The 15652-nt window shown below is 39.7% G+C and carries 18 protein-coding genes; 16 read left to right on the top strand and 2 right to left on the bottom strand.

All coding sequences use genetic code 11. The features are described from left to right. The first annotated feature begins 156 nt into the window (after positions 1-156). The 14 genes from P7J36_RS08595 (at position 157) to P7J36_RS08530 (ending at position 12205) form a co-directional block, all read left to right on the top strand. Positions 157-558 (top strand): transcriptional regulator Spx, encoded by a 402-nt coding sequence (locus P7J36_RS08595; protein WP_172032555.1) that lies wholly within the window; start codon positions 157-159, stop codon positions 556-558. Between the two features lie 14 nt (positions 559-572). Then, the gene (locus P7J36_RS08590; RefSeq protein WP_024379624.1) at positions 573-851 is read left to right on the top strand and encodes a UPF0223 family protein; all 279 of its coding nucleotides are present in this window, start codon (positions 573-575) and stop codon (positions 849-851) included. Next, positions 841-1599, top strand: a complete 759-nt coding sequence (locus P7J36_RS08585; RefSeq protein ID WP_408551649.1) for an inositol monophosphatase family protein — start codon at positions 841-843, stop codon at positions 1597-1599. Before P7J36_RS08590 ends, P7J36_RS08585 begins: the two co-directional genes overlap by 11 nt. Next, complete coding sequence (locus P7J36_RS08580) at positions 1599-2900, top strand: RsmF rRNA methyltransferase first C-terminal domain-containing protein (protein WP_408551650.1); 1302 nt, start codon at positions 1599-1601, stop codon at positions 2898-2900. The genes P7J36_RS08585 and P7J36_RS08580 overlap by 1 nt, the downstream gene beginning before the upstream one ends. Positions 2901-3038: 138 nt before the next feature. Further along, a complete protein-coding gene (locus tag P7J36_RS08575; RefSeq protein WP_408551651.1) occupies positions 3039-3908 on the top strand; it encodes a phosphate ABC transporter substrate-binding protein PstS family protein in 870 nt (289 codons plus the stop codon). A 2-nt stretch (positions 3909-3910) separates the two neighbouring features. Beyond that, entirely contained in the window at positions 3911-4828 is a 918-nt protein-coding gene (gene pstC / locus P7J36_RS08570; protein ID WP_002937619.1) for a phosphate ABC transporter permease subunit PstC, read from the top strand. Further along, a complete protein-coding gene (gene pstA, locus P7J36_RS08565) occupies positions 4818-5705 on the top strand; it encodes a phosphate ABC transporter permease PstA (RefSeq protein WP_105114825.1) in 888 nt (295 codons plus the stop codon). Before pstC ends, pstA begins: the two co-directional genes overlap by 11 nt. 24 nt (positions 5706-5729) lie before the next feature. After that, complete coding sequence (gene pstB, locus P7J36_RS08560; protein ID WP_172002517.1) at positions 5730-6533, top strand: phosphate ABC transporter ATP-binding protein PstB; 804 nt, start codon at positions 5730-5732, stop codon at positions 6531-6533. An 11-nt stretch (positions 6534-6544) separates the two neighbouring features. After that, positions 6545-7303 (top strand): phosphate ABC transporter ATP-binding protein PstB, encoded by a 759-nt coding sequence (gene pstB, locus P7J36_RS08555; protein WP_408551652.1) that lies wholly within the window; start codon positions 6545-6547, stop codon positions 7301-7303. 28 nt (positions 7304-7331) lie between these two features. Continuing rightward, positions 7332-7988, top strand: coding sequence for a phosphate signaling complex protein PhoU (gene phoU, locus P7J36_RS08550; protein WP_002940865.1), 657 nt, complete (start codon positions 7332-7334; stop codon positions 7986-7988). 149 nt (positions 7989-8137) lie between these two features. Continuing rightward, complete coding sequence (locus tag P7J36_RS08545; protein ID WP_257214380.1) at positions 8138-8686, top strand: hypothetical protein; 549 nt, start codon at positions 8138-8140, stop codon at positions 8684-8686. A 145-nt stretch (positions 8687-8831) separates the two neighbouring features. Further along, entirely contained in the window at positions 8832-9503 is a 672-nt protein-coding gene (locus P7J36_RS08540) for a response regulator transcription factor (RefSeq protein WP_014637852.1), read from the top strand. Next, complete coding sequence (locus P7J36_RS08535) at positions 9496-10875, top strand: sensor histidine kinase (protein WP_408551653.1); 1380 nt, start codon at positions 9496-9498, stop codon at positions 10873-10875. Before P7J36_RS08540 ends, P7J36_RS08535 begins: the two co-directional genes overlap by 8 nt. 100 nt (positions 10876-10975) lie before the next feature. Beyond that, positions 10976-12205 carry a transglutaminase domain-containing protein gene (locus P7J36_RS08530; RefSeq protein WP_408551654.1) on the top strand — a complete coding sequence of 410 codons (1230 nt, stop codon included), beginning with the start codon at positions 10976-10978 and terminating at the stop codon, positions 12203-12205. Between the two features lie 240 nt (positions 12206-12445). On the opposite strand, the gene rpsT is transcribed toward P7J36_RS08530, so the two are convergent. Continuing rightward, the gene (gene rpsT / locus P7J36_RS08525) at positions 12446-12694 is read right to left on the bottom strand and encodes a 30S ribosomal protein S20 (RefSeq protein ID WP_012027069.1); all 249 of its coding nucleotides are present in this window, start codon (positions 12692-12694) and stop codon (positions 12446-12448) included. Between the two features lie 58 nt (positions 12695-12752). Next, positions 12753-13673, bottom strand: coding sequence for a type I pantothenate kinase (coaA, locus tag P7J36_RS08520; protein ID WP_002940857.1), 921 nt, complete (start codon positions 13671-13673; stop codon positions 12753-12755). 108 nt (positions 13674-13781) lie between these two features. On the opposite strand from coaA, the gene P7J36_RS08515 reads away from it, so the two are divergent. Together P7J36_RS08515 and P7J36_RS08510 are read left to right on the top strand one after the other, a co-directional pair. After that, positions 13782-14372: a class I SAM-dependent methyltransferase gene (locus P7J36_RS08515; protein WP_408551655.1), complete on the top strand. Its 591-nt coding sequence runs from the start codon at positions 13782-13784 to the stop codon at positions 14370-14372. Beyond that, positions 14369-15646 (top strand): pyrimidine-nucleoside phosphorylase, encoded by a 1278-nt coding sequence (locus tag P7J36_RS08510; RefSeq protein WP_408551656.1) that lies wholly within the window; start codon positions 14369-14371, stop codon positions 15644-15646. Before P7J36_RS08515 ends, P7J36_RS08510 begins: the two co-directional genes overlap by 4 nt. Positions 15647-15652: the final 6 nt, after the last annotated feature.

Genomic DNA, 15652 nt, shown 5'->3' with positions numbered 1-15652 from the left:
TGAGATAAGGAAAGTCGTCACTATCCTCTTTTGGACGGTAACAAATTGGATAAAATACGAACTACGGGAATGATTCGATTAGATTTACTATTGAAAACTCTTTTAAGTTAGAGTATAATAGTAAGAAGAAAAATGTTTTTAGAGGGGATGGAAGACATGATTACTTTATTTTTGTCACCGAGTTGTACCAGTTGTCGTAAAGCTCGTGCTTGGCTGACAAGTCACGAAGTCCCTTTTATTGAGCACAATATTATGACTAGCCCTCTAACTGCTGAGGAATTAAAGAACATTTTAGCATTGACAGAAAATGGGACAGATGATTTGATTTCTACCCGTTCAAAAATTTTTCAGAAGCTAGATATTGATGTTGATGAGCTTTCTGTGAAGCAACTTATTGGGTTAATTGAAACCTATCCAAGTCTCTTACGACGTCCGATTATTTTGGACGAGAAGCGGATGCAGATTGGTTTTAACGAAGATGAAATTCGTGCATTTCTTCCGCGCAAGTACCGCAAACAAGAACTAAAAAATGCTACATTGAGAGCAGAAATAGGATAAGAAAGATAACAGATATGAACAAAAATTATTCATATCCACTTGATTTTTCGTGGAGCACAGAGGAGATTTCCTCCGTGCTTTCTTTTTTGAATCAGGTGGAGGCAGCTTATGAAAAAGGAGCAGATGCGGTAGCTATATTAGCTAGTTATAAAAGCTTCAAAGATGTTGTTAAAAGTAAGGGACAGGAACGTCAAATTGATCGTGACTTTGAAGCAGTTTCTGGTTATTCAACCTATCGAGTTGTTAAGGCTGCTCGAGATAAGGGGAAAGGAGTTATTCGTTTTGGAAACTAAGTATCACTTTGCCCAAACGATTGTCCTGGAGGCTGGAAATTTTCTCCGACAGCATCTACATGATAATCTTCAGATTGAAGAAAAGGGTGACTTTACAGACTTGGTAACGCACCTTGATAAACAAGTGCAAGAAATGCTGACTCAACAGATTCAATCTCGCTATCAAGGTGATGGGATTTTAGGTGAGGAAGGTGGAGACGTTTCTTCTATTCATGAGGGAAATGTTTGGGTTATTGATCCAATTGATGGCACCACAAATTTTATTGCTCAGAAAACTGATTTTGCCATTATGATTGCCTATTTTGAAAATGGAGTAGGAAAGTTCGGTATCATTTATGATGTCATGCGAGACAAACTTTTCCATGGAGGAGATTCATTCTCTGTTTATTGCAATCAAGAACGCTTAAAGAAACCAGAGCTGCGCCCTCTTCGCCAGAGTTTGATAGGAATCAATGCACAGTTGTATGCAGCCAATGTACATGGAGTGGCAGAATTAGCAAATCAAAGTTTAGGTACAAGATCTGTAGGAAGTGCTGGAATTGGTTTCGCCCACGTTCTGGAAGGAAGATTATTTGCCTATGCTTCTTATCTGTGTCCATGGGACTACGCAGCAGCCAGTATTATTGGTTCCTCTTTAGGCTTAGTCATGTTAAGTTTTGATGGTCCGAGTCTGGCCTATGATAAACGAGAGTTTGTCATGCTAGTATCAGAATCCCATCTTGAGGAAGTGAAGGGGTATATATTCTAATGCAATTGCCACAGGATTTTATAGATAAATATAATCATTTGCTTGGTAGTGAAGCCCAAGCATTTTTTGAGAGTTTCGAACAAGACCCAATCTCAGGATTTCGCACAAATCCTCTTAAAGAAAGCCAATTGGATTTTGAGCAACCAATCCCTAATATGACTTGGTCATACTATGGTAAGGTCTCAGGAAAGTCTCCAGAACATGTAACTGGCTTAGTCTACTCACAAGAGCCAGCTGCACAGGTTGTCGGTCAGATTGCAGCTCCGGAAAAAGGGATGAAAGTGTTGGACTTGGCAGCAGCGCCAGGAGGAAAGTCTACTCACTTGCTTTCATACTTAGAAAATACGGGGCTCTTGGTTAGTAATGAAATTTCCAACAAACGAGCAAAAATCTTGGCTGAAAATATTGAGCGTTTCGGAGCGAGGAATGTTGTTGTAACAAATGAATCAGCAGACCGCTTGGAAAAGGTCTTTCCAGGATATTTCGATATGATCGTCCTAGATGCTCCCTGTTCAGGTGAAGGGATGTTTCGAAAAGACCCCGAAGCGATTCAATATTGGTCCAAACATTATCCAGCACAATGTGCAAGCTTACAAAGAGAGATTTTAGAATCGGCCTTGAACATGTTGGCTCCAGATGGGCAGTTGATTTATTCTACTTGCACTTGGTCACCAGAGGAAAATGAAGAAGTAGTGACTTGGCTCTTAGAACAATATGATTTGGAACTAATAGACATTCCTAAAATCAATGGAATGGTAGAAGGAATCGGTTATACAGAAGTTGCTCGTATGTATCCCCACCATTTTGCAGGAGAAGGTCAGTTCGTTGCTAAATTTAGATTTCTAGGAGAAGCCAGTCAGAAAAAATTAAAATCAGGAAAATCCAATTTGAATAGAGAACAGCAAGCTCTCTGGAAAGAATTTGAGCAAAACCATTTGAAGGTTTCCTTAGCTGGTTTGTTACAGGTTTTTGGTGATAATCTTTATCTCCTACCAGATGGTTTGCCAGACTTGTCAAAAGTTAAGATTGCTCGCAATGGGCTTCATTTGGGAACTTTCAAGAAAAAACGCTTTGAACCTAGTTTTGCCTTTGGCTTGGCCCTTCACAGCACAGAAGTCAAGAATCGAGTTGACATCAGCCTAGAAGATTTCCCGGCCTATGTTGCTGGACAAACCGTTGCAGTACCCAAAGACTTGCCAAATGGTTGGTATCAGGTAGCAGTTCAAGGAAACGGTTTAGGATTTGCTAAAATTGTGTCTGGAACCCTTAAGAATGCCTTTCCAAAAGGTCTCAGATTTTAAAAGAAAATAAGCAGATTTTTTTTGCAACTTGTCTTTTTATATGATATAGTGGATGAGTGGAAATATCTTGTAAATTCCTTGTAAAATACAGAGTAAATTATTGGAGATTCCACTGAAAAATGTAAAGGAAAAAACGAAATGAAAAAAAAGCAGAAGCTTGGAATTGCAGCTTTGTTTCTTTTGAGTAGTATAGCTCTTTCAGGTTGTTCCTCATGGATTGATCGAGGAGAGTCTATCACTGCAGTAGGATCGACAGCCCTTCAACCATTGGTTGAGGCCGCAGCAGATGAATTCGGTAGTGTTAATATCGGAAAATCTGTAAACGTGCAGGGCGGTGGTTCTGGTACTGGTTTGTCACAGGTTCAGTCTGGAGCAGTTCAGATTGGTAACTCAGACGTGTTCGCTGAGGAAAAAGAAGGTATTGACGCAAGTAAATTGGTAGATCATCAGGTTGCCGTTGCGGGTCTAGCCGTTATTGTCAATGAAAAAGTGACGGTTGAGGATATTACCACAGAAGATCTTCGTAAGATTTTCACAGGTGAAATTACCAACTGGAAGGAGCTTGGTGGAAAAGACTTGCCAATTTCTATCATCAACCGTGCAGCAAGTTCTGGTTCTCGTGCAACCTTTGATAGTGTTGTTATGAAGGGAGAAAAAGCTACACAGAGCCAAGAGCAAGATTCAAACGGGATGGTTAAGTCTATTGTAGCTCAAACCCCTGGTGCGATTTCATACTTGTCATTTGCTTATCTTGATGATTCTGTAAAAACAATTAAGCTTAATGGTTTTGAACCAACTGCTGAAAACGTTGCTTCCAATGCTTGGGCAATTTGGTCATATGAGCATATGTACACTAAGGGAGAGCCTACTGAATTAACAGAAGAGTTTCTAACATACATGATGTCAGATGAAGTTCAAAATGGTATCGTTGAAAGTATGGGATACATTTCTATCAACGATATGAAAGTTGTGAAAAGTGCTGATGGCACGGTGACTGAGAAGGAGTAAGCATGAAAAACGAACAACTAGCAAAAGAGTTATCGTCTCCATCTAAAAATTCTCGATTAGAGAAGTTTGGTAAGGTAATTACATTCCTTTGTCTATCATTGATTGTCTTTATTGTTGCAATGATTTTGATTTTCGTTGCGCAGCGTGGATTATCGACTTTCTTTGTTGACGGTGTGAGCATCACTGATTTCTTATTTGGAAGCAAGTGGGAACCAAGCTCGAAAATATTTGGTGCCCTGCCAATGATTTCAGGTTCTTTCATTGTTACGATTCTGTCAGCTGTTGTTGCGACCCCTATCGCAATCGGTGCAGCGGTCTTCATGACAGAAATATCACCAAAACGTGGTGCAAAAATCTTACAACCTGTTATCGAACTTTTGGTTGGTATTCCATCGGTTGTATATGGTTTTATTGGTTTGCAAGTAGTTGTGCCATTCGTGCGTTCTATCTTCGGTGGTACTGGTTTTGGTATCTTATCAGGGGTATTTGTTCTCTTTGTCATGATTTTGCCTACAGTGACCTTTATGACAGTGGATAGTTTACGTGCGGTGCCTCGTCACTATCGTGAAGCGAGTTTGGCCATGGGAGCGACTCGCTGGCAAACCATCTGGCGTGTTATCTTGAATGCTGCCAAGCCAGGTATTTTTACAGCAGTCATCTTCGGTATGGCTCGTGCCTTTGGTGAAGCCTTAGCGATTCAGATGGTTGTTGGTAACTCAGCAGTGATTCCAACTTCTCTGACTACGCCGGCCGCAACCCTGACTTCTGTATTGACCATGGGTATTGGTAATACGGTTATGGGAACAGTTCAGAATAACGTTCTCTGGTCATTGGCTCTTGTATTGCTCTTGATGAGCCTTATCTTTAACATGATTATGAAATTTATTACGAGAGAGGGTAAGAAAAACTATGCACGCTAAAAAATTCGATAAATTGGCGACTGGTATTCTTTACTCCATCGCTACGGTGATTGTTGTCATCTTGACATCACTCATTCTCTACATCTTGCTCCGTGGTCTACCACATGTTAACTGGCATTTCTTGACCAGCAAATCATCCTCTTATAAAGCTGGTGGTGGTATCGGAATTCAGCTCTACAACTCATTCTTCTTATTGGTTGTGACGCTTTTGATTTCTGTGCCCTTGTCAACAGGAGCAGGGATTTACTTGGCAGAATATGCTAAAAAAGGTCCCTTGACAAACTTCATTCGTACCTGTATTGAAATCTTGTCATCCCTACCATCCGTTGTCGTTGGTTTGTTTGGTTACTTGATTTTCGTTGTTCAGTTTGAGTATGGATTCTCAATCTTGTCAGGTGCCTTGGCCCTTACGGTCTTTAACTTACCACAGATGACACGTAACGTAGAGGACAGCCTTCGTCACGTTCACCATACACAACGTGAAGCAGGATTGGCTCTAGGTCTATCACGTTGGGAAACTGTTCTCCATGTTGTCATTCCAGAAGCCCTTCCAGGGATTGTCACAGGTATCGTCTTGGCATCTGGTCGTATCTTTGGTGAAGCAGCGGCCCTTATCTATACAGCAGGTCAATCAGCACCGGCACTTGACTGGTCAAACTGGAATCCTTTGAGCGTTACAAGTCCAATCTCTATCTTCCGTCAATCAGAAACCCTCGCGGTTCACATTTGGAAGGTAAACAGTGAAGGTACAATTCCAGATGCAACCCAAGTTTCCGCTGGTTCAGCAGCAATCCTCTTGGTCTTCATCTTGATTTTCAACCTTTCTGCCCGTTATATCGGTAAGAAACTTCATGCGAAAATGACTTCAGCAGCTTAGAAGTCTGACTATTAAGGAGAAAAAATGGCAGATTACAACTGGAATGAACGCCATATCATTACTTTCCCAGAGGAAAAAATTGCCCTTTCAACAAAAGATGTTCACGTTTACTATGGTAAAAATGAAGCCATCAAGGGCATTGATATGCAGTTCGAGAAAAATAAAATTACAGCCTTGATTGGTCCTTCAGGCTGTGGTAAATCAACCTATCTTCGCAGTCTCAATCGTATGAATGATACGATCGATATTGCTAAGGTAACAGGTCAAATCCTTTATGAAGGAATCGACATTAACAGACCAGATATGAACGTTTACGAAATTCGTAAGCATATCGGAATGGTTTTCCAACGTCCTAACCCATTTGCAAAATCAATTTATCGCAATATTACTTTTGCTCATGAGCGTGCAGGTGTAAAAGATAAGCAAGTGTTGGATGAGATTGTTGAAACCTCACTGAAACAAGCAGCCCTCTGGGATCAGGTAAAAGATGATTTACACAAGTCAGCCTTTACCTTGTCTGGTGGTCAACAGCAACGTTTGTGTATCGCTCGTGCGATTTCTGTTAAACCTCAAATCTTGCTTATGGATGAACCAGCCTCAGCCTTGGACCCGATTGCGACTATGCAGTTGGAAGAAACCATGTTTGAGTTGAAGAAAGACTACACGATTATTATCGTTACGCACAATATGCAACAGGCAGCCCGTGCAAGTGACTATACTGCTTTCTTCTATCTTGGTGACTTGATTGAGTACGATAAAACAGCAAATATCTTCCAAAATGCCAAACTCAAGTCAACAAACGACTACGTTTCAGGACACTTTGGATAGAAAGGGAAACAATGACATCACCTATTTTACAAGTAAAAGATTTGTCTGTTTACTATAACAAGAAAAAAGCCTTGAATAATGTGTCAATCGATTTCTATCCAAATGAAATTACTGCTTTGATTGGACCATCTGGTTCTGGTAAGTCAACCCTCTTGCGTTCTATTAACCGTATGGGAGACTTAAACCCAGAGGTAACATTGACAGGTGCGATTGATTACAACGGAAAAAACATATACAGTCCTCGTACGGATACTGTTGATCTTCGTAAGGAAATCGGTATGGTCTTCCAACAACCAAACCCATTCCCTATGTCTATCTATGAAAATGTTGTCTACGGTCTTCGTATCAATGGGATTAAGGACAAGCAACTTCTTGATGAGACTGTAGAGCGTGCCTTGATTGGTGCTTCTATTTGGAACGAGGTTAAGGATCGCTTGCATGACTCAGCAGTTGGACTTTCAGGTGGTCAGCAGCAACGTGTATGTGTGGCCCGCGTATTGGCAACAAGCCCAAAAATTATTTTGTTGGATGAGCCAACTTCAGCCCTTGACCCAATCTCGGCTGGTAAGATTGAGGACACACTTTATGGTCTGAAAGATAAGTATACAATGGTGCTAGTAACACGTTCTATGCAACAGGCATCACGTATTTCAGATCGAACAGGTTTCTTCCTTGATGGCGATTTGATAGAATACAATCTGACAAAAGAAATGTTCTTGAATCCTGCCAATAAAGAAACAGAAGACTACATTACAGGTAAGTTCGGCTAAGGCCTATAAGAAAAAGAAAGAGGTTCACATGTTAAGAGCTCAATTTGAAGAGGAATTAGGAAAACTTCATAACCAATTTTACGCCATGGGGAACGAAGTGTTGGCACAAATCAACAATGCCGTTCGTGCTTTTACAACTCATGATCGTGAATTAGCAAAAGAAGTCATTGAAGCAGATAAGAAAATTAATGCTTTCGAAGTAAAATTGGAGAAAAAATCACTTGAAATCATCGCCCTTCAACAACCAGTTTCTACAGATTTACGGAGTGTTATCACTGTTTTAAAAGCAACCAGCGACTTGGAGCGTATGGGGGATCATGCTGTGTCTATTGCAAAAGCTGCTATTCGGATGAAGGGCGAAGTTCGCATTCCTGTAGTCGAGGAAGAAGTCAAGAAAATGGGGAAAGAAGTTCGCAAACTTGTTGAGGAAACGCTCGAACTATATCTAGCAAACTCTGATGTTGAGGTCGCTTATGAAGTGGCAGCTCGTGACGAAATCGTCAATGACTTTTATTCAGCCATCCAAGAATTAACAACAGAAGAAATCAAGAAGAATCCAGAATCCTTGGTTGCTGGTCGTGACTATTTCCAAGTCTTGACTTACTTGGAACGTGTCGGTGACTATGCTAAAAATATCTGTGAGTGGGTTGTTTACCTACGAACAGGCGACATCACTGAATTGTAAGATGGAAGTCCGAAAGGACTTCTTTTAGTTTGCTTTAAGGAAAATGCAATGAATCTTTAGCTTGGTTTAAGTTTCTCATTCTATACTGTTCGTGTTATCAGGTGAGTAAAGACTCGCTATGATAAAATTTTATTGAAAAGAGGAATTTTATGTCAATAATCAATCAATTAAAGTCACAGTCGAAAACAGTTTTGGCAGCGGTTGCTATTTCAGCCGCTACCTTGGGCTTTGCAGGGGGAATTAGCATTTCGAAATCTTTAACAGCTGTATCGATACAAAGCCAAGCTGCATTAGCTCAGAATGGAGCAACGAACGGACAAGCTAATTCAATCGCAGGTAATCAAATGCCGCCCGCCTCTAATGGTGGAATGCAAGGCATGCCCCCTGGTCAAAATGGAAACACTCAAGGCCTGCCTCCAGGACAGAATGGGAATAGTCAAGGTATGACTCCACCAGATGCAACAGGCGAAACAACCCAAGGAATGCCATCGGGTCGAAACGGTGAGATGCGTGGTATGCCTCCGGGACAGAATGGAAATAGTCAAGGCCTGCCCCCTGGTCAAGGGACAACCCCTCCAGATGCTACAAGTGGTGCAACACAATCAAATACTTCCTCAGATGAGGTAAATGCTTTAAAAGAGAAGAATCAAGAAATAAAAGCCCAAATTTCAGGTAGTTCTAGCACTTCAAACCAATAGGAAAAATTTGAGATAAGTGGTATAATAAATTAAACTCTGATAGAAATGCAGAGGCAACTTATTAAAGTGAAAAAATATGTTCAAAGACCAAGTTTTTACTTGTGTCTTTGAATTGTCTTTTAGATATTAGGTTAAGGAGATAGACATGATTAAGATTTTGTTAGTAGAAGACGATTTAAGCCTATCCAATTCAGTTTTTGACTTCCTAGATGATTTTGCAGATGTCATGCAAGTTTTTGATGGAGAAGAGGGTATTTATGAGGCGGAAACAGGCGTTTATGATTTGATTCTTTTGGATTTGATGTTGCCTGAAAAAGATGGCTTCCAAGTTTTGAAAGAGTTACGTGAAAAAGGTGTTACGACCCCTGTTCTGATTACAACAGCCAAGGAAAGTCTAGAGGATAAAGGCCATGGTTTTGAATTGGGAGCTGATGACTACTTGACAAAACCGTTTTATTTAGAAGAATTGAAGATGCGAATTCAAGCTCTATTAAAACGAGCGGGTAAGTTTAATGAAAACACACTAACTTATGGGGATGTGACCGTTGACTTATCGACAAACTCTACAACTGTAAATGGCGAAGAAGTTGAATTGCTAGGAAAAGAATTCGATCTACTAGTCTACTTCTTGCAAAATCAAAATGTTATCTTGCCAAAAACTCAAATTTTTGACCGTATTTGGGGATTTGACAGTGACACGACTATTTCAGTAGTAGAAGTATATGTTTCTAAAATTAGGAAAAAGTTGAAAGGAACGACCTTCGGGGAAAATCTTCAAACCCTGCGTAGTGTCGGGTACATTCTAAAAAATGCCTAAGCGAATCAGAAAATTAGTGTATACGGATAAATTTTCCTTCTTTATCCGTTATTTTGCAGTATTTACCCTGATTTTTGGTTTGATGACAGCTATCATTTTTCAATTAATGCGTTCAACTATGTATCAAAATTCAGATAATACCTTGAAACGGATTAAGGAAGAGCCAGCGATGGCTGTTGGTTTTGCAATCGCAAGAACCTATGAGCCTAACTCTGTCTTTATACTTCAAGATAGCCCAACTAGTGAAGAAACGACGAGCTCTAGCTCAGATAGCATGCCTGTTCCTAAAAATCAAAAAAATACTAGAGATGTAGAACAGCTGAAATTAGGTATCAATACTCATGTCTTACTCTATAGTAAAAGTGGAGAAATGGTCAATCCGGATACTTTTACTGGTTTGGCCGACCTACCGTTAGATAAGGAAAAATTGGGCGAGATTAAGGAAGCAACGGTTGAATCAAGCTTCGGTATGTCTGAAGATTATCGCTATGTGACGATTGAGCTGGCTACAGTTGAACTAGGTTATTATTCGTCCTATGATATAAAATATGCGACAATTTTAGTGAATGTCAGCCAAATAAAATCCTCCATTGAGACCTATGAATCGACAGTTGCTATTGTTATGGTTTCAGCTTGGCTCATTTCTATCTTAGCCAGTATTTACCTATCGAATCTTAGCATGCGACCAATTCTAATCAGCTATCAAAAGCAAAAAGACTTTGTTGAAAATGCTAGTCATGAGTTGCGTACGCCGTTGGCTGTTCTCCAAAATCGCTTGGAGAGCCTGTTTCGCCATCCCGAAGCGACGATTTTAGAGAGTAGTGAAAGAATCGGATCTAGTTTGGAAGAAGTCCGAAATATGCGATTATTGACAACGAACCTGCTCAATTTGGCTCGTCGTGATGATGGCTTAAAAGTCGATATGATCGATGTCCAACCCAACTATTTTGATGAAATCTTTGCTAATTACCTTATGATTGCTGAAGAAAATGGAAAAACACTAACAGTTAATAATTTGATTCATCAGCCGATTCGAACAGACAAGGTCCTGATTAAACAGTTGCTTACCATTTTATTTGATAATGCTATGAAGTATACAGACGAGGATGGCAGAATTCAAATTACAGCTAATATTAAGGATAAATCTGTCTACTTCACAGTTGCCGACAATGGTTTGGGAATCAGCGATGCCGATAAGAAGAAAATCTTTGATCGCTTTTATCGAGTTGATAAGGCCAGAACGCGTCAAAAAGGTGGTTTCGGTCTAGGATTATCGCTGGCTCAGCAAATTATTAAGACACTAGGTGGGAAAATCTCTGTTAGAGATAACCAACCGAAAGGAACTATTTTTGAGGTAGGATTACCTAAATAAAACAATATTATTAGGCTAGGAAAATTCTAGTCTAATTTTTTTGTGTAGTTCGTCAGAAGCCTCCTAATTATGTTATACTTAAACAAGAATGGAGGTAAATATGAGGAAAGTTTCTCGTGGCGTTTTAACCATATTAATATCGGCGACAGTCCTTTCTGCTTGTTCAGGAGGAGAACAAGAGCTGAGTGAACGTTTGGAAGAAGTTAAATTTGAATTTTCTAAAGAAAAAAAGCAACTAGAAGCAGAATTAACAGCATTAAAAGAAGAGGTTCAAGGAAATTTCTACTACCAACAATTGGATACTGATAAGGAACGTCGTGCCTATCTCCAATTTGTTAATGGGCTCAGCAAGCGGATGCAAGTGATCGATATTGATTCTGTTAATGATGAAATATATTCGCGCGTCTATTTTTCTGTCGCTCATGATTATCCAGAATTTTACTGGCTAACAGATGAAGCGGCAATGAGTGGCGGAGTTGATATATTGGATTTAGAAGAGCCAGCGTATCCGACTGATTTATCTCCTACACGAAATAAAATAGAAGAGGAAGTGAATAAGATACTTGCTCAGGCACCGACAGGGTCGGACTATGAGAAGGTTAAATATTTTTACGAGGTGATTATAAAGCAAACGGATTACGACCTTGAAGCCCTACAAACCAACTCTGTCACGTGGAGAAGCCAAGGAATTACCAGCGTGCTATTAGATAAGAAATCGGTTTGTGCCGGCTATAGTCGCACCTTCCAATATCTATGTAAAAAAGCAGGCATTGATTGTATCTATGTCACAGGGATTGCAAAAAATGGGCAAAACGGTGAGTTTGGGCATGCTTGGAATCTAGTCAAGATAAATGGACAATACTATGGTGTTGATACGACTTGGGGAGATCCAGTTTTTGATCAAGCTATAAGTGGAGAAGCGCATACAGATATTTCATACGATTATCTATGTGTCCCTGATGAAATATTAGAGAGAAGTAGAATTGCTGATGCCGACCTACTCGACTACTGGGGAGAAGAACAATATTACGAACCTAGAGCATTGACCTATCCAAAGTGTACAGATAATTCATTGAATTACTATGTTCAAAAGGGAGTTTATTTCACAAGCTTTGATGAAGCTGCAGTTTTACAGTCCATCACTGACCAGCGACTACAAGGTACGGATAAAGTAGTCTTGCAATTCGGAACAGCCGAAGCAATGCAACAAATGATTACATTGGTCTCTACTGAAAATAATGCTATTTTTCAGGCTTTGGGCGATGTAGGAGAGTATCAGTACTATTATAATGACCAAACCTATACATTTGAACTGGCAGATTGGTTTTAAGGAATTAGTTTGAATCTCTAGGAGCGTGTTCTTCCCTAATAATAAAAAATAGGGAGTGGGAAAGACATCCATGGTGGCTCCGCCCTCAATGAAAACAAACATAAAGCCCTCACTAGGTGTATAATTTTAGTGAGGGCTTTGTGGTTGACGAGTTAATGATGTTATTCATCGAGGGGAAAACTGTTCCACTTTGTCCGATGGAAAAAATAAAAAAAGGAAACCCAAAGGTTTCTCTTTTAATTAAGCAAGTTTTGATGCAAGACGTGCTTTGTCGCGGCTTGCTTTGTTTTTGTGAATCAAACCTTTAGTTTCTGCTTTATCGATTGCTGAACTAGCAGCACGGAAAAGCTCTTCAGATGGGTTAGCTTCAAATGCTTTGATTGCAGTACGCATAGCTGATTTTTGTGCTGAGTTTTTCTCGTTTTGTTTAACGTTCAATTCAGCGCGTTTGATAGCTGACTTAATGTTTGCCAATGGTTTCACCTCCACCCTTTCTTGTACTAACTATACCATTATATCTGAAAAGAGTGTTTTTGACAAGTGAAATTTATTTTTTTAGATAAATTTTATCAATCTCATGGTTTTCAGCCTTATGAAGAATAATATCAGCACGGTTTCTGGTTGGTTCAATGAATTTTTCTAAGTTAGCTAGATTAATATTTTTCCAAGTATTCTGGGCAATAGATAGAATCTCAGGGTATGTCATCTGGGTAAAACGATGGTAATAGTTGTTAGGGTCGTTTTTTGCCAATGTCAATAATTTTTGGAATCGCTCCAAGTACCAGGTTTCAATATGCTCCACATCAGCGTCAACGTATATAGATAGGTCAAAATAGTCACTGACATAGAGGCGCTGGTTTTGTGGATTTTGAAATACATTGATTCCTTCAACAATCAAGAAATCTGGAGACTTAATATCCTGAGTTTTGTTGGGGACAATATCATAGATTTCATGTGAATAGACAGGAATTTGGCAGTCGTAGCCGTTTTTTATCTTATCAAGGAAATCAATCAATTTCTCCATGTCATAGGATTCAGGAAAACCTTTTTTATTTAACAGTTGCCGTTCTTCTAAGACCGCATTTGGATGGAGAAAACCATCTGTTGTCACTAATTCAACCTTGGCGTGTTTAAAAGTCCGAGCAATAAGAATTTGCAGCAATCTACTAGTTGTTGATTTGCCGACAGCAACACTTCCAGAAACACCAATGATAAATGGTTGTGGCTTGATAGTCTTTTGTAGAAATAAACTCTTCGTAAAATTTAGGTCTTTGCGTGCTTTCCGATAGATATGGATAAGATTAACCAAAGGAAGATAGATGTCAGAAACCTCATGTAATTGAATGCGGTCGTTAAAACTTTTAATAGAATTTAGTTCGCTTTGACTAAGTGGAATGGTAGTCTTACGGTGTAGTTGTTGCCAAGTGGCTCGGTCAATTTGTTCAAAATTTAAAAATTCATTTTTCATACATAATTCTTCCTATAGGTAAGCGTTTCAATATCGATTTCATTTTATCATATTTTTTATGTAAGAAAAACTCTTGAAAACGTTTTTAGGAAATGTTATAATAAGTACATGTCCAATATGTATTACGAAAAAAATCCTACAGTAGCACATGATATTCATGAGATCCACGTAAACTTACTAGACACCCCAATGTCTTTTATGACAGATGCAGGTGTTTTTAGCAAGAAGATGGTTGATTATGGTAGTCAAGTGCTTTTAAAAACCCTTCATTTTGAAAAAGGGGCGTCGGTGTTGGATGTTGGTTGTGGCTACGGTCCTCTGGGATTGACCCTAGCAAAAGTCTATGATTTAGATGTTACGATGATTGATGTCAATAGCAGAGCTTTAGAGTTGGCTGAGAAAAATGCAGAGAAAAACGGTATATCAGCGACTATTTTCCAATCAGATGTCTATGAAGCGGTTGAAGGAACATTCGACTATGTCATTTCAAATCCACCAATACGAGCAGGTAAGTCTGTCGTTCATGAGGTGATAACAGGAGCGAAAGACCATTTGAATACAGGGGGTAGCTTGACAATTGTCATTCAGAAAAAGCAAGGCGCACCTAGTGCAAAGAAACGTATGGAAGAAGTATTTGGAAATTGCCAAATTCTAAAAAAAGATAAGGGTTATTACATCCTTGAAAGTGTGAAAGAATGAGAACAGTTGATTTAATTCAGAAAAAACGTGACGGTTTGGAGTTGTCTACAGAAGAAATCCAATGGCTGATTGATGGCTATGTTGACGGCAGTGTTCCGGATTATCAGATGTCTGCCTTGGCAATGGCGATTTACTTTAAAGGAATGTCTACAAGAGAAATCTCGGACTTGACCATGGCCATGGTAGGTTCTGGGGAGCAGATTGATTTGTCTGCTATTTCAGGTATCAAGGTTGATAAACACTCGACTGGTGGTGTAGGTGACAAGGTTACCTTGATTTTAGCACCGCTTGTGGCAAGTTTTGGTGTTCCTGTTGCCAAGATGAGTGGTCGAGGTTTGGGGCATACGGGTGGTACACTTGATAAACTAGAATCAATCAAAGGCTACCAAATCGAAGTGAGTCAAGAAGACTTTATCAAGCAAGTTCAGGAAACAGGTGTGGCAGTTATTGGTCAATCGGACAATTTAGTGAAGGCTGATAAATTGCTTTATGCCCTGCGTGATGTGACTGCCACGGTGGATATCATTCCGCTGATTGCAAGTTCGGTTATGTCTAAAAAGATTGCGGCTGGTGCGGATGCCATCCTTCTTGATGTAACGGTTGGCGAAGGTGCCTTCATGAAGAACATCGAAGATGCGCGTGTTCTTGCTCGAACAATGGTAGACCTTGGAAAAGCTGTAGGTCGAAAGACTGTAGCTGTCTTGACAGATATGTCCCAACCGGTAGGTACTTCCATCGGTAACCGTTTGGAAATTCTAGAAGCTATCGAAATTCTGAAGGGAAATGGCAGAGAAGATGTGACGGAATTTATCTGTGAATTGGCTCAAATCATGCTTGGTTTGGCAAATGTTGAAAAGACAGTGGAAGAAGTTCGCCAGCATATCGAAAACGGAGCTGCCCTCAAGAAATTTGAAGGTATGGTTGTAGCTCAGGGTGGTGATTTAGAAGACTTATATCGTCCAGTCGAAGTTACCCATCACGTTCCTGTCTTAGCGGATGAAGATGGCTACATTGTTGGTTTGCCAGCCTTGGAATTTGGTTTATTCGCTATGAGAATTGGAGCAGGTCGTGCTGTAAAAACAGACGATTTGGATTACGAGACCGGAATTGTTTTCCATAAGAAAGTTGGTGAGCCAGTTTCCAAAGGAGAAAACGTAGCAACAATTTACGCAAATGAAAATATTTCGGAAAATATGCTTACAAATTTCAAGAAAAATGTTAAAATAGATAAAGCAAGTGTAAAAACGAAAGAAATCATTGAAATTATTTCTTAATGTACG

The sequence above is a fragment of the Streptococcus suis genome (genome assembly GCF_046032115.1).
Lineage (GTDB): Bacteria > Bacillota > Bacilli > Lactobacillales > Streptococcaceae > Streptococcus > Streptococcus suis_AJ.
This window is presented reverse-complemented; position numbering and strand designations above follow the sequence as displayed.